This window comes from Agrobacterium salinitolerans, from assembly GCF_027498475.1.
GTDB lineage: Bacteria > Pseudomonadota > Alphaproteobacteria > Rhizobiales > Rhizobiaceae > Agrobacterium > Agrobacterium salinitolerans.
In genome coordinates, this window is sequence record NZ_JAPZLN010000002.1 from 480,870 (window position 1) to 495,813 (window position 14,944).

11 protein-coding genes are annotated in these 14,944 nt (G+C 60.5%); 4 read left to right on the forward strand and 7 right to left on the reverse strand.

All coding sequences use genetic code 11. The features are described 5' to 3' along the window. Window positions 1–5: 5 nt before the first annotated feature. The 3 genes from O9X91_RS10955 to O9X91_RS10965 are packed head-to-tail and all read left to right on the forward strand — an operon-like array spanning window position 6 to window position 5,474. Window positions 6–770, forward strand: a complete 765-nt coding sequence (locus O9X91_RS10955; RefSeq protein ID WP_142911859.1) for an ImuA family protein — start codon at window positions 6–8, stop codon at window positions 768–770. Continuing rightward, complete coding sequence (locus tag O9X91_RS10960) at window positions 685–2,202, forward strand: Y-family DNA polymerase (RefSeq protein ID WP_162854282.1); 1,518 nt, start codon at window positions 685–687, stop codon at window positions 2,200–2,202. The genes O9X91_RS10955 and O9X91_RS10960 overlap by 86 nt, the downstream gene beginning before the upstream one ends. Further along, complete coding sequence (locus O9X91_RS10965) at window positions 2,199–5,474, forward strand: error-prone DNA polymerase (protein ID WP_142911858.1); 3,276 nt, start codon at window positions 2,199–2,201, stop codon at window positions 5,472–5,474. The genes O9X91_RS10960 and O9X91_RS10965 overlap by 4 nt, the downstream gene beginning before the upstream one ends. Window positions 5,475–5,481: 7 nt before the next feature. Here the strand turns inward: O9X91_RS10965 and O9X91_RS10970 are convergent, their stop codons facing one another. The 6 genes from O9X91_RS10970 to ytfQ form a co-directional block, all read right to left on the reverse strand. Further along, entirely contained in the window at window positions 5,482–6,420 is a 939-nt protein-coding gene (locus tag O9X91_RS10970) for an AraC family transcriptional regulator (protein ID WP_077984271.1), read from the reverse strand. 130 nt (window positions 6,421–6,550) lie between these two features. Continuing rightward, complete coding sequence (locus O9X91_RS10975) at window positions 6,551–7,285, reverse strand: FadR/GntR family transcriptional regulator (RefSeq protein WP_142911857.1); 735 nt, start codon at window positions 7,283–7,285, stop codon at window positions 6,551–6,553. An 18-nt stretch (window positions 7,286–7,303) separates the two neighbouring features. Beyond that, on the reverse strand, window positions 7,304–8,284 hold the full coding sequence (gene yjfF, locus O9X91_RS10980; RefSeq protein WP_077984269.1) for a galactofuranose ABC transporter, permease protein YjfF: 981 nt from the start codon (window positions 8,282–8,284) through the stop codon (window positions 7,304–7,306). After that, complete coding sequence (locus O9X91_RS10985) at window positions 8,281–9,327, reverse strand: ABC transporter permease (RefSeq protein WP_142911856.1); 1,047 nt, start codon at window positions 9,325–9,327, stop codon at window positions 8,281–8,283. The genes yjfF and O9X91_RS10985 overlap by 4 nt, the downstream gene beginning before the upstream one ends. Further along, window positions 9,324–10,847 (reverse strand): sugar ABC transporter ATP-binding protein, encoded by a 1,524-nt coding sequence (locus O9X91_RS10990; protein WP_142911855.1) that lies wholly within the window; start codon window positions 10,845–10,847, stop codon window positions 9,324–9,326. Before O9X91_RS10990 ends, O9X91_RS10985 begins: the two co-directional genes overlap by 4 nt. A gap of 310 nt (window positions 10,848–11,157) precedes the next feature. After that, window positions 11,158–12,117 carry a galactofuranose ABC transporter, galactofuranose-binding protein YtfQ gene (gene ytfQ, locus O9X91_RS10995; protein WP_137411691.1) on the reverse strand — a complete coding sequence of 320 codons (960 nt, stop codon included), beginning with the start codon at window positions 12,115–12,117 and terminating at the stop codon, window positions 11,158–11,160. Between the two features lie 524 nt (window positions 12,118–12,641). Between ytfQ and O9X91_RS11000 the strand changes: the two genes are divergently transcribed. Continuing rightward, the gene (locus O9X91_RS11000; protein ID WP_137411692.1) at window positions 12,642–14,453 is read left to right on the forward strand and encodes an IlvD/Edd family dehydratase; all 1,812 of its coding nucleotides are present in this window, start codon (window positions 12,642–12,644) and stop codon (window positions 14,451–14,453) included. Between the two features lie 182 nt (window positions 14,454–14,635). Here O9X91_RS11000 and O9X91_RS11005 read toward each other — a convergent pair whose 3' ends face one another. After that, the gene (locus tag O9X91_RS11005; RefSeq protein WP_077984263.1) at window positions 14,636–14,830 is read right to left on the reverse strand and encodes a hypothetical protein; all 195 of its coding nucleotides are present in this window, start codon (window positions 14,828–14,830) and stop codon (window positions 14,636–14,638) included. Between the last annotated feature and the right edge of the window lie 114 nt (window positions 14,831–14,944).

Here is a 14,944-nt window from a genome sequence, read left to right on the forward strand (position 1 = left end):
ATGCCATGCAAAAGCGCGCGGATCAGTTGCTCCTTGTCGAAGAGCTGCGTGAAAGGCTGGAAAGGATCGGTAACGGCGCTCCGCGCCTGCACGAAACTTTGCCTTTCGGCGTGGATGCCCTCGACCATCACCTGCCGGGAGGCGGGCTAAAGCTCGGCTGCCTGCATGAGGTGAGCGGCGGCGGCAATGGCGCTGTCGATGGCGCGGCGGCTGCCCTTTTTGCGGCCGGTGTGGCGGCAAGGCTTTCCGGCAAGGTTTTATGGTGCGTCACCCGACGGGATCTGTTCATGCCGGGGCTGACGCAGGCGGGCCTGTCGCAGAACCGGCTCATCATCGTTGAATGCCGCGATGAGAAAGGCGTGCTCGATTGTTTCGAGGAGGGCCTACGCTGCAATGGTTTCGGCGCGGTGATGGGCGAACTGGCGAAATTGCCGATGAACGCCTCGCGACGGCTGCAACTGGCGGCGGAAACCTCTGGCGTTACCGGCATCGCCATCCGCCGTTTCAGGCGTCCGGCCGATGCGGCGCTGTTCGGCGAGCCGACCGCGTCCGTTACACGCTGGCGGATTTCCGTGCGGCCCTCTTCGCCTTTGCCGGTGCCGGGGGTGGGCAGGCCGCGCTGGTTTCTTGAACTCTTGCGATGTCGCGGCGGCGAAAGCGCCGAATTTGAAGTGGAAGCCTGTGATGCAAAGGGTCGTCTCGCTCTACCTGCCGACATGGCCGACGGATCGCTTCCGGCGTCTTTTGGGGCAGAACGCGCCGCCGGTTGAAACGCCGCTGGTCATGATCGGCCGACAGGGCAGCCGCCGGCTGGTGCTGGGGCTCGACAAGGCGGCAAAGGCGGCGGGCATCCGCCCCGGTACGCCGGTCAGCAAGGCACAGGCGCTGGTGCCGGGTCTTCTTATGGAAGATCTGGACTCGGCTGGTGATGCCCGCGCCCTTGAGCAATTGGCCTTTCATTTTTTACGCATCTACGCCCCCATTGTCGCTGCCGACCCGCCGGACGGGCTGGTGCTGGACACAGCGGGTGCTGACCATCTGCACGGCAATGAGACGCTGATGCTGAGCGGCATGGTCAACCGCCTGCATGCCGCAGGCTTTGCCGCCCGCGCCGCCATTGCCGATAGCTGGGGGGCGGCTCATGCGCTGGCACGTTTCAGCCGTGAGGAAATCAGCATCATACCGCCGGGTGGCCAGAGAGCGGCGATCAGCGGCCTGCCGCTTTCTGCGCTGAGGCTGGAGGAGCGTATCGTTTCCGGGCTGAAAGTGCTCGGCTTCCGCAGCATCGGTGAGCTTGCCGAAGCCGCGCGCGCGCCGCTGACCCTGCGTTTCGGCCCCGAGCTTGTCCGCCGTCTCTCCCAGGCTTTCGGAGAGATTGGCGAACCCATCGAACCGGTGCGGGTGGCCGAGCTGGTGGAGGTGCGGCGCGCCTTTCCCGAACCCATCGCAGCAGCGGAGACGATTGCCCGTTATACGCAGAAGCTCGTTGTTGACCTTTGCGCCGCGCTGGAAAAGCGCGGTCTTGGTGCTCGCCGGGTCGATCTGGTGCTGCACAGGGTCGATAGTGGTCTACAGGCCATAAGGGCGGGCACATCAAGACCGGTGCGCGATGTCAAACAGCTGGTCCGGCTTCTGACCGACCGGATCGACACCATCGATCCCGGCTTCGGCATCGAGATGATGGTGCTGACCGCCACCCATGCCGAACCGCTTCTCGCCGCACAGGCTCGATCCTCGCTTCTGGAGGAGGGGCGTGCGGACATCGCCGATACGGTCGATGTCATCCTCAATCGTGGCCACAGGGTCTATCGTTACGCGGCGGTGGCGAGCGATGTGCCGGAACGCTCCCTTACCCCCGTTGCGGCGCTTGCGCCAGAAGATAGGCTCGGCTGGCCTGGCCACTGGCCGCGTCCGGTCAGGCTTTTTGCAAGGCCGGAACCCATCGAAACGCTGGCGCTGCTGCCGGACCATCCGCCGCGTTATTTCCTCTGGAAAGGCGTGCGCCACAATGTGCGACGCGCCGACGGGCCGGAGCGCGTGTTTGGCGAGTGGTGGAAACGCGACCGGGAAAAGGCCGCCGTACGCGATTATTTCACGGTGGAAAATGAAAGCGGCGAGCGCTTCTGGATTTTCCGCTCCGGCGACGGCGAACATGCCGAGACCGGTTCGCAAGGATGGTTCATCCACGGGGTCTTCGCATGAGTACGCCGCGTTATGCCGAGCTGCAGGTGACCACGCATTTTTCCTTCCTGCGCGGGGCCAGCTCCTGCGAGGAGCTTTTCGAACAGGCCAAAAATCTTGGCATCGAGGCGCTCGGTATCGTGGATCGCAACAGCCTTGCGGGCATTCCCCGCGCTTACGAAGCCGCCAATAATCATGGCGTCGGCCTCGTCATCGGCTGCCGGCTCGATCTGGATGACGATATTTCCGTGCTTGCCTATCCCATGGATCGCCAGGCCTACGGCCGTCTTTGCCGGGTGCTTTCCGTTGGCAAAAAAAGAGGCGGCAAGGGCAAATGCCGGCTGACATGGGACGATCTCGTCACCTATGGCGAAGGACTGATCGTCGTGCTGCTCGCCGATCTGGCCGACGATCTCTGCGCGCTTCGCCTGCGCCGGCTCAAGGCTGCTTTTTTCGACCGCGCCTATATGGCGCTCAGTCTCAGAAGGCGGCCCAACGACCAGATGCGGCTTTTCGAACTGTCGAACATGGCGCTAGCCGCAGGGGTGCCGACCGTGGTGACCAATGACGTGCTGTTTCATGTGCCCGAGCGCCGCATGCTGCAGGATGTCGTCACCTGTATCCGGCACAATTGCACCATCGATGAGGCGGGGTTCCGCCGCGAGCGCCATGCCGACCGTTATATGAAACCGCCGGAAGAGATGCACCGGCTGTTCGCCCGTTACCCCGAGGCGCTCTCCCGCAGCCTTGAAATTGCGAAACGCTGCAAATTTTCGCTGAAAGAACTGGTCTACCAATATCCCGAAGAGCGCAGCCTGCCGGGGCTGACGGCGCAGCAGGCGCTGGAAAAGATGGTGTGGGAGGCGGCGCCGGGGCGGTATCCGGATGGTTTGCCGGATAAGGTAGAAAAGGCTTTGCATCACGAACTTGGCCTGATCGGCAGGCTGGAATATGCTCCCTATTTCCTGACGGTGAATGCTATCGTTCGCCATGCACGCTCGCTGGATATTCTCTGTCAGGGACGCGGCTCGGCCGCCAATTCGGTGGTGTGTTACGTGCTTGGCATTACCGCCATCGATCCCGTCAAGGTCGATCTCCTGTTCGAACGTTTCGTTTCCGAGGAGCGACGCGAACCGCCGGATATCGATGTGGATTTCGAACATCAGCGGCGCGAGGAGGTCATCCAGTGGGTCTATGATACCTATGGTCGCGACAAGGCCGCGCTGTGCTCGGTCGTCACCCGTTATCGCGGCCGCGGGGCGTTGCGCGATGTCGGCAAGGTTCTGGGTCTGCCCGAAGATTTGACGAAACTGCTATCCTCACAGGTCTGGCGCTGGAGTGAAGGGGTGGATGAGAAGCAGCTCAAGGAGCTGAACCTCAATATGGAGGACCGCCGCCTGAAGCTTGCATTCGAGCTTGCCAACCAGCTTGTTGGTACGCCGCGCCACCATAGCCAGCATCCGGGCGGCTTTGTTCTGACCCATGACCGGTTGGACGAGTTGGTGCCGATCGAACCTGCTGCCATGGACAAACGGCAGATCATCGAATGGGACAAGGACGATGTCGATATCATGAGGTTCATGAAAATGGACTGTCTGGCGCTCGGCATGCTCTCCTGCATGAAGCGCGGCTTCAACATGCTGGAAGAACGTACCGGTTATAAGTACGATCTCGCTACCGTGCCGCAGGATGACGATCCCACCTATGAGATGATCCAGAAGGCCGATACGCTTGGTACCTTCCAGATCGAAAGCCGGGCGCAGATGTCGATGCTACCGCGGTTGAAGCCGAAGATATTTTACGATCTCGTCATACAGGTCGCGATTGTTCGCCCCGGCCCCATTCAGGGCGATATGGTGCATCCTTATCTGCGCCGCCGTGATGGGAAAGAGAAAGAGCATTACCCTAAAGAGGAATTGAGAGGGGTGCTCGGCAAGACGCTCGGTGTGCCGCTGTTTCAGGAACAGGCCATGCGTGTCGCAATCGAATGCGCCGGTTTTTCACCCGGCAAGGCGGATCAGTTGCGCCGCGCCATGGCGACCTTCAAGAATGTCGGTACCATCTCCAAATTCAGGCAGGATCTGATCGATGGCATGGTGGAGCGCGGTTATGAGAAAGAATTCGCCGAACGTATCTTCAAACAGCTCGAAGGTTTCGGCAGCTACGGTTTCCCTGAAAGCCATGCGGCTTCCTTCGCGCTGATTGCCTATGCCTCTTCATGGCTGAAATGCCATTATCCCGATATTTTCTGTACGGCGCTTCTCAATTCGCAGCCCATGGGTTTTTACGCCCCGGCGCAGATCGTGCGAGATGCGCGTGATCATGGCGTGGAGGTGCGCCCAGTCTGCGTCAATAACAGCCGCTTCGATTGCACGCTGGAGCCGACGGGCAAACGAGATGTAAATGGCAAGGAGCGTTATGCCGTGCGGCTCGGCATGCGTCTGGTGAAGGGGCTTGCCAACAAGCACGCTGCCGATATCGTCGCCGCCCGGCAGGACCGGCCTTTTGCCTCGGTGGACGATCTCTGGCGAAGGGCGGGCGTTCCGACCGCCGCCCTAGTCTGCCTAGCGGAGGCCGATGCCTTTCTGCCGTCGCTTTCGCTTGCCAGACGCGAGGCGCTCTGGGCCATCAAGGCTCTGAGGGATGAGCCGCTGCCGCTTTTTGCCGCTGCTGCCATCAGGGAAAATGCCGTTATCGAGGAGCTTCAGGAGCCCTCCGTTGCGCTTCGGCCCATGACTGACGGTGGCGAGGTGGTGCAGGATTACGGCCATGTGGGGCTGACCCTGCGCGAGCATCCCATGACCTTCCTGCGCCGCGATCTTTCCCGCCGCCGCATCGTCACCTGTGCGGAGGCGGCGCGTGTGCGGGATGGCACATGGCTGGAAACGGCGGGGCTAGTGCTGGTGCGCCAGCGTCCCGGCTCGGCAAAGGGTGTGATTTTCATGACGCTGGAGGATGAGACGGGTATCGCCAATGCGGTGCTGTGGGTCAAAACCTTTGAAAAATACCGGCGCGTGGTGCTGTCGGCCGGCATGGTCGGCATTTACGGCAAGATCCAGCGGGAAGGCGAGGTGGTGCATCTGGTCGCCCACCGGCTGACCGATCTGTCGCAGGCGCTGGCCAGTGTGGGCGAGCGCAACCGCGCCTTTCCCCTGCCGCATGGGCGTGGCGACGAGTTCCACCATGGCACGCCGCCGGAGGATCATCGCGCGTTCCGCAAACGTCCCCAACCTGTCTTGGAGAATGATGACACGGTCGAGCGGATAAAGGTCATTTCACGCAATTTCCACTGAGAAGCTTTTAAGCCGCATCTTCCAACCCGGCCGCATCTTTCCTGCGAAACTGGCTCGGTGGCGCACCGAGCACCCGTTTGAAGGCCCGGCTGAAGGAGGCTTCGGAATCGTAACCGAGCTTTTCCGCTGCGACCGTCACGCGCATGCCTTCACGCAGCCAGAGCCGTGCCTGATGCATGCGCACGCGTACCACATAACGGGCCGGGCTTTCGCCCACTATGCGCGTGAAACGTTCCGCGAAACTGGAGCGGGACGCCCCCATCAGCGAGGCAAGCTCCTCCACGCTCCAGTCTTTTTCGGGGTTGAGGTGGATGGCGGCCAATACCCGCCCGAGTTCGGGATTGCGCACGGCGGCCAGCCAACCGCTGGAATCGCCGCAGCCATGTTCCACCCATGTGCGGATCAGGGTTGCGGTCAGCACATCGGCAAGCCTTGCCAGAATACCGCCTGCGCCGACGCGGTTCAGCTCCACCTCGCGCGCCATGGCGTCCAAGAGATGGGGAATTGCCGGGTCGCTTTTGGCCAGATCGCTGGTCAGCATCACATCCGGCATCAGCTGCAACAGCGGGTGCAGATTATCCATATTGAACCGCATCGAGGCGGTAAAGGCCACGGTATCGCCGCCCGCGCTGGCGCATTCCATATCAAAAATGCCCTGGCAAACTTCCTTTTTGCCAAACCGGTCAAAGGGAGAGGGCGTCACATTCTCGCCGCTGGCAAGCACATGGGCGTGACCCCTGGGCAGAAGCACGGCATCGCCGCATTTGAGCGTCTGCCATTCGCCGGAAGGCTTCTGCAGTTTCGCCTGACCGACGCCGATGAAATGAAACCGTGCGGCGTCCTGTTCGGGAAAAGCCGTCGCCCAGGGTGTCGCCATGCGGCAACGGCCGTATTCCACGCCGTCCAGTCTCAGGCCACGCAGCATCTCGGTCAGGGCATCATTCATGGCAGCTCTCAAAATTCGGACGATCGGTTAAGGAATTTTGATTTTATGGCATGAAAACGCCTGGATGTCACGTGCTGCGTGAAGAGCGGCCTGCGAAGCGGGCCACTGTGGTTCCGTGCCGGAGGGGGCTCTAAACCGTCTTGATCGCCTTCTGCGTGCGGTCCTTGCCGACCTCGATCACGTGACGCATAGCCTTTACCGCCGCATCCGCGTCACGCGCCGCAATTGCATGCACGATGCGCAGATGGTTGGAGGCGATTTCGGCGATGGTGCCCGTCGAAGCGGCTGGCGACGACAGCTGGAAGGAGATGGCCAGCGCGGCTTCAATCAGGCCGCTTGCCGAGCGCATGAAGGGATTGCCGGACATATGCGCCACGGCAAGGTGGAATTCGAGATCGACTTTGGCGATGCTTTCGGGCGTATGTTTCGGATTGTCGAATTTGGCGGCGATGACATAGAGGGACACGATGTCGTCATTGGAGGCCTGCAGGGCCGCTGCGGCTGCCGCCGCCGGTTCCAGCGCCAGGCGGATTTCCGCCAGATGCTTGACGAATTCCTGGTCTATGCCGGCCTCGCAGCGCCAGCCCAGTACATCCGGATCGAAAAAGTTCCAGCTCGAACGGTCGAGAACGCGGGTGCCGACCTTCGCTTTGGGCTCCACCAGTCGCTTCGCCGCCAGCGTCTTCATGGTCTCGCGCAGCACGGTTCGCGAGACGCCGAAGCGCATGGAAAGCTCCGCATCGTTGGGCAGCAGGGAGCCTTCCGCAATTCTGCCCGAAACGATGGCGCTGCCGAGTTCGGAAACCACATGGGCGTGGCTGTTCCGGCGTTTTCGCCCGCTAATCGTCGTTTCGAGCAGCCCCAAGCAAGCCTCCCTTGGCAATTATGCCGGATGCGGTCCGGCCAGTCTCCTGTTTGAATACCAGATGATTGCGCGCTGCAACACGATGAAGATGAAAAGCAGCACACCGATGACGATTTTCGTCCACCAGGAAGAAAGCGTTCCGTCAAAAACGATGTAGGTCTGGATCAGCCCCTGTATCAGAAGGCCGATGAAGGTTCCTGCCACCAACCCCGTGCCGCCGGTCAAAAGCGTGCCGCCAATGACGACGGCGGCGATGGCGTCGAGTTCCACCCCCACCGTCGCCAGCGAATAACCCGACGAGGTGTAGAGCGTGTAGACGATGCCGGCGAGGCCGGAGAGGAAACCGGAAAGCGCATAGATGCCGATGGTCGTCGCCCCGATCGGCACGCCCATCAGCTCTGCCGATTGCGGGTTGCCGCCAAGCGCGTAGACATTGGCGCCGAAGCGGGTGCGGCTAGCGATCAACATGCCCGCCGCAAAAACGAGGAGCATCAGCATGGCCAGTGCCGTCAGCCTGCCGCCGCCGGGAAAGCGATAATAAAAGCCCTGTATCGCATCGATGAAGGGATGCGAGATCGGCACAGACTGGGTGGAGATGAGGTAAGCCGCGCCGCGCGCCAAAAACATGCCGGCCAGCGTCACCACGAAAGGCGGGATCGACAGGAAGCGGATCATCGCCCCCATCAGGCAACCGAACAGCGTCGAGACCGCCAGCACGATGGCGAAGGCGAGCAGCGGATGGATATTATAGGTGCCGACCATCACGGCTACGAAGACGCTGGTAAAGGCGATGACCGAGCCGATGGAGAGATCGATGCCGCCCGACAGGATGACGAAGGTCATGCCGACGGCCGCGATGCCGAGAAAGGCGTTGTCTGTCAGAAGATTACCTATCACCCGTGTCGAGAACATCGCCGGATATTGCAGCACGCAGAGGAAATAGGCGACCACGAAGATCGTCAGCGTGGTGAGGAAGGGCAGGTTGCGGCTGTGGATCATCGCGCGGTTCCTTCCTTGGTCATGCCATCGGCGGCGGCCGGTTTAGCGTTTGGCTTGGGTGGTCTGACGAAGCCCAGCACCGTGATGATTGCTGGCGATTGCAGCGTCAGCACGACCATGATGATGCCGGCCTTGATGATGAGGTTGAATTCCGGCGGAAAGCCCGAGACGAGGATGCCGGTATTGATGGTCTGGATGATGAGCGCGCCGATCAACGAGGCGGTAATGGAGAAGCGCCCGCCATTCAGAGAGCCGCCGCCGATGACCACCGCCAATATGGCGTCCAGCTCCAGCCACAGGCCGGCATTGTTCGCATCCGCGCCGCGAATATCTGCGGTCACGATCATGCCGGCGATGGCCGCGCAGAGGCCGGAAACGGCATAGACGAAGAACAAGAGGAAGCGCGCCTGAACTCCGGCAAGAGCTGCGGCACGGCGATTGATGCCGGTCGCCTCGATCAGGAAACCAAGCGCGCTCTTGCGCACCAGAAGGCCGATCACCAGCGCCGCCGCCACCCAGACGATGACGGGCAGCGGGATGCCTGCGAACGAGCCGGAGCCGATGGCGGCGAAGCTGTCATTGTTGAAGGTGAGAATGACGCCTTCGGTGATGAGCTGGGCGATGCCGCGTCCCGCCACCATCAGGATCAGGGTGGCAATAATCGGCTGAATGTCAAGAAGGGCGACCAGCACGCCGTTCCACAGGCCGCAGGCAATGCCCACCGCAAGTGAGATGACGATGACCGAGGGAATGGAATGGCCATTGCTGATCAGCGTGGCCGCAACCGCGCCGCAGATGGCGATGACCGCGCCGATGGAAAGATCGATGCCCTTGGTGGCTATGACCAACGTCATGCCGATGGTCAGCAGAGCCACGGGAGCGGCGCGCACGAGAATATCCACCAGACTGCCATAGAGTCGGCCGTTCTGGAACGAAACATGCAGGAAACCCGGAGAAATGATTGTAATCGCTGCCAGAATGATGAAGAGCGCGGCAAGCTGCGGAGCAAGTCGTTTGAAGCGTCGTGTCATTGCTGCCATCATGCCGCCTCCGTTTTCGCCGCATCGGCAATCGCTCGCATGATGTTGTCGGCGGTCAAATCGCCGCCCTTCAATTCGCTGACATGGCGGCGGTCGGACAATACGACGACACGATGGGCGACGGCGGTCAGTTCTTCCAGTTCGGAGGAGATGACGACGAGCGACATGCCCTCGCTGCAGAGTTTTTCGATCATTTTCAGGATTTCCGCATGCGCACCGATATCGATGCCGCGTGTCGGCTCGTCGAGGATCAGAAGCCGGGGATGGGTGGCGAGCCAGCGCGCCAGAATGGCCTTCTGCTGATTGCCGCCGGACAGGAATTTGATCGGCCGTTCGGGGTCGGCCGGACGGATATCGAGCGATTTGATGAAGCTTTCGGCAAGTTCCGCTTTTTGCCGGCGGGAGAGCGGCCGTGCCCAGCCCTGCCGGGCCTGCAGCGCCAGCGCAATATTATCGGTGACGGAAAAGTCGCCGATGATGCCGTCTGTCTTTCGTTCTTCCGGACAGAAGCCGAATCCGGCCGCTATCGCGGCCTCGGGCGACGAAATCGCCACCGGTTTTCCGTCTATCGTCGCGTTGCCGGTATCGGGACGATCAATACCGAACAGCAGAAACGCGGTTTCCGTTCGGCCGGAGCCAAGGAGACCGGCGACGCCAACGATCTCGCCTGGGCGGATGCCGAGATCGAAAGGGGCGATGCTGCCGCGTTTGCCGTAACCTTCGAAACGGATCGGGGGTTCACCCTCGATAACGGTATCGTCCGCCGCCTGATGTTCCTGGGTGATGTGCTGCATTTCGCGACCCAGCATCATCGCAATGAGTTCGGATCGCGGCAGACTGCCGATATCGCGCGTGCCGACGAGGCGGCCATTGCGCAGAACCGTGACGCGGTCGGCAATATCATAGACCTGATTGAGGAAATGGGTGATGATGATGATGCCGATGCCGCGCGCGCGTAGGTTTCTCAGCACCCCGAACAGCATTTCGACCTCGTGGGCGTCGAGGCTGGCAGTCGGCTCGTCCAGCACCAGCACCTTGCCGGAAAGATCGACGGCGCGGGCGATAGCAATGATCTGGCGGATGGCGACGGAATAGCTGGAGAGCAGGGCGTTGACGTCGATGGAAAGACCATATTGCGTCAGCAGCGCCTGTGATTGCTTCTGCATTGAGGCCCGGTCGATCATGCCGAAGCGGTGGGGCTGGCGGCCAAGAAAGAGATTTTCCGCAACCGTCAGGTTTTCGAGAAGGTTCACTTCCTGGTAGACGGTGCCGATGCCGAGCGCCTGCGCCTCGCCGACATTGGCGGGCGCAATTTCTGCGCCCTCCAGAAAGATCGAGCCGCTGTCGCGGTGATAAACGCCGGTCAGGATTTTGATGAGCGTCGATTTGCCCGCGCCGTTTTCGCCGAGAAGTGCGTGGATCTCGCCACGTCCGAGCGAAAAATCAACGCTATCAAGCGCTGTTATCCCGAGAAAGGATTTGCCGATGGCGCGTGCTTCCAGAAGTGGTGCCGTTTCGGACATAGAGCAGTTTCCGTATTGCAATGGGTCTCGCCACGAGGGCGCAGAATGATCACATAAAGCGAGCGGTGGCCGCTCGTTTCTTCTCCCCGCCGGGGAGAAGGTGGCCCGAAGGGTCGGATGAGGGGGAAATATTGCCGGATTTCGGAGAGCTTGCCCCCTCATCCCGCTGCCGCGACCTTCTCCCCGGCGGGGAGAAGAAGCAGGCCACACCCGCTCGCTCCATGAAATCATTCAGTATCGGATTTTCGCCCGTCGTTTCACAACCGAAAGAAACGGCGCAGCTCCTGCGCCGTTTCCCCGAAGAAATGGCTTAGTAGCCCAGGCCCTTCTTCGCCTCGTAGACCTTCATCGGGTCATCGGACGCCGTGTAGAGCTTGGATTCGGTCTGAATCCACTTCGGCGGCTCCTTCTTGTCCTTCAGATAGGCTTCAAGGGCGTCGAAAGCGGGTCCCGCCATGTCAGGCGTGAGTTCGACGGTGGCGTTGGCTTCTCCGGCCGCCATGGCCTTGAAGATGTCAGGCACCGCGTCGATGGAAACGATCTTGATGTCGGTTCCGGGTTTCAGGCCGGCTTCCTTGATCGCCTGGATCGCCCCAACGGCCATGTCGTCATTGTGGGCGTAGACAGCGCAGATGTCCTTGCCGCCGCCTTCCGCCTTGATGAAGCTCTCCATCACTTCCTTGCCCTTTGTGCGGGTGAAGTCACCCGTCTGCGAGCGCACGATCTTGATGTTGGCGTGGGAAGCGATGGCCTCTTCGAAACCCTTCTTGCGGTTGATGGCGGGCGAAGAGCCGGTCGTGCCCTGCAATTCCACAACCTTGCAATCCTTGGAGCCGACGTCCTTGACCAGCCAGTCGCCGGCAACCTTGCCTTCGTGAACCTGATCGGAGGTTACGGCCGTCAGGTAAAGATCGTCAGGAGCCTCTATCTGGCGGTCGAGCAGGATGACAGGGATTTTTTCTTCCTTGGCTTCCTTCAGCACGGCGTCCCAGCCCGTTGCGACGACGGGTGCAATCAGGATCGCATCGACGCCCTGCGCAATGAAGCCGCGAACGGCCTTGATCTGGTTTTCCTGCTTCTGCTGCGCGTCGGCGAACTTCAGCGTGACGCCGCGCTTCTCCGCCTGCTGCTTGGTGACGGTGGTTTCAGCCGCGCGCCAGCCGGATTCCGAACCGATCTGCGAGAAGCCGACGGTCAGCGATTGTGCGGAAACACTTGATGCAAGGCACAGCGAAACGGCGACAGTAACTGTCGCGAGAGCTTTTCTCATCTTAATCCTCCCAGAGATGATGTCAGCGTGACGCCAACACTATGAGCATATAGTAATACTCTTGAAAAGAGGCATTTTCGAATAATTGAATTTTTGGGCACTGTATTCATTTGCAAATTTTAGCATTTAACTTTTGATATCAATTAGATGTATAATTCGAATTTGTCGTTTCGAACGATCTTGTCTGCCGCGCCTTCTGGTGTCGCCGCGCTTGACAGCGTATGATTTTATCTAATAGTAATATAAATAAGAAAACGATTTTTGCCGGAATTTTCGCGCCCCCGGGACGAAATTTAGTCGGCAAAAGAGGGAGGGAGATTCCGTTGCGTAATCCCGCGATGGGCGTAAATGCCGAAAAATATTCGGTTAAAGCCGAAGTGCAGCTCGATGCCACTCGTCTGGGCTCACTCTGTCGGTTATGCGTGATCTCCGAAACGCTGATTCCATTTTCCTTGTGCGCAACATAAGCTTGTCGCATTTCGTAATATTTTACCGTTGGCCACTTCCGGCTGGAGACCCGCATCATGACGACATCTGATAATCTTCCTGCAACTCAGGGCAAGCTGCGTTCGCGCGCGTGGTTTGACAATCCCGCGAATGCGGACATGACGGCGCTTTATCTCGAGCGCTACATGAACTTCGGTCTCAGCCAGGCCGAACTGCAGTCTGATCGCCCGATCATCGGTATCGCGCAGACGGGCTCCGACCTTTCCCCCTGCAACCGCCACCACCTGGAGCTGGCAAACCGCCTGCGTGAAGGTATCCGTGAAGCCGGCGGCATCGCGATTGAATTTCCCGTGCATCCGATTCAGGAAACCGGCAAGCGCCCAACCGCCGGTCTTGACCGCAACCTCGCTTATCTCGGCCTCGTGGAAGTGCTTTACGGTTATCCGCTCGACGGCGTCGTCCTGACCATCGGCTGCGACAAGACCACGCCTGCCTGTCTCATGGCGGCGGCCACCGTCAACATTCCGGCCATCGCCCTTTCCGTCGGCCCCATGCTGAACGGCTGGTTCCGGGGCGAACGCACCGGTTCCGGCACCATCGTCTGGAAGGCGCGCGAACTGCTGGCGAAGGGTGAGATCGATTACCAGGGCTTCGTCAAGCTCGTCGCCTCGTCGGCTCCCTCCACCGGTTATTGCAACACCATGGGCACGGCAACGACCATGAATTCGCTTGCCGAAGCGCTGGGCATGCAGCTTCCGGGCTCCGCCGCCATTCCGGCGCCTTACCGTGACCGTCAGGAAGTCTCCTATCTTACCGGCCTGCGCATCGTCGAAATGGTGAAGGAAGACCTGAAGCCTTCCGATATCATGACCAAAGACGCCTTCATCAACGCCATCCGCGTCAACTCGGCCATCGGCGGCTCCACCAACGCGCCGATCCACCTGAACGGCCTTGCGCGCCACGTCGGCGTCGAGCTGACGGTGGATGACTGGCAGACCTATGGCGAAGACGTGCCGCTGCTCGTCAACCTGCAGCCGGCCGGCGAATATCTCGGCGAGGATTATTACCATGCTGGCGGCGTTCCCGCCGTCGTCAACCAGCTGATGACCCAGGGACTGATCATGGAAGACGCCATGACGGTCAACGGCAAGACCATCGGCGACAATTGCCGTGGCGCGATCATCGAAGACGAGAAGGTCATCCGCCCCTATGAGCAGCCGCTCAAGGAGCGCGCCGGCTTCCGCGTTCTGCGGGGCAACCTGTTCTCCTCCGCCATCATGAAGACGAGCGTGATCTCGGAAGAGTTCCGCAACCGTTACCTCTCCAACCCGAACGATCCGGAAGCCTTCGAAGGCCGTGCCGTGGTGTTCGACGGTCCGGAGGACTACCATCACCGCATCGACGATCCGTCGCTGAAGATCGACGCCAATACCATCCTCTTCATGCGCGGCGCCGGTCCCATCGGATATCCGGGTGCGGCGGAAGTGGTGAACATGCGCGCACCGGATTATCTTCTCAAAGAAGGCGTCAATTCGCTGCCCTGCATCGGCGATGGCCGCCAGTCCGGCACGTCGGGCAGCCCGTCCATCCTCAACGCTTCACCGGAAGCGGCGGCAGGCGGCGGTCTCGCCATCCTGCAGACGGGCGACCGCGTTCGCATCGATGTCGGCCGCGGCAAGGCGGATATCCTGATTTCCGGCGAGGAACTGGCGAAGCGTTACGAGGCGCTTTCCGCCGAGGGCGGTTACAAGTTCCCCGACCACCAGACGCCATGGCAGGAAATCCAGCGGGGTATCGTCAGCCAGATGGAAACCGGCGCGGTTCTGGAACCGGCCGTGAAGTACCAGCGCATTGCCCAGACCAAGGGCCTGCCGCGCGACAACCATTAACATCCATCGTCGGATTTGCGCGGCCTCGAGGTTTTCCCGGGGCCGCTTTTCGTTTGGTTTGACGGTAAACTGAAAATATCGAGGTTACGGCGCTTGTCTGGCGCAGTAGCCCACGCGCCCCGTAGCGATGAGGCAACGGAAAACCTATTTTGCCGATGGTTTAAAAGCTTGCCAGGCAGGCGTCAGATCACCGGGTAAAGCGACCAGAAGAACAGCTCATATTCCTGATCGCGGTCGTCATCGTGCGACTCGTCGTCGGGTCTGCGCGGCGTTTTGTCCTGAAACTCGGTCTCCATCCGCTCCTTGACGACGGGCATCCTTCGGCCGATGCCAAAGAGGTCAAAGGAGAGCATGTTGAAACCTGCTACCATGGCCATTTCCCTTCTTCACGCGAGTTAACAGTGTGTTAAGTTTCGCGCGTTGCCATGATTTCGTCAAGATTGGCCGGGGAATTTGTCTACCATTTTTAACGACAATGCCGTGACTGACAT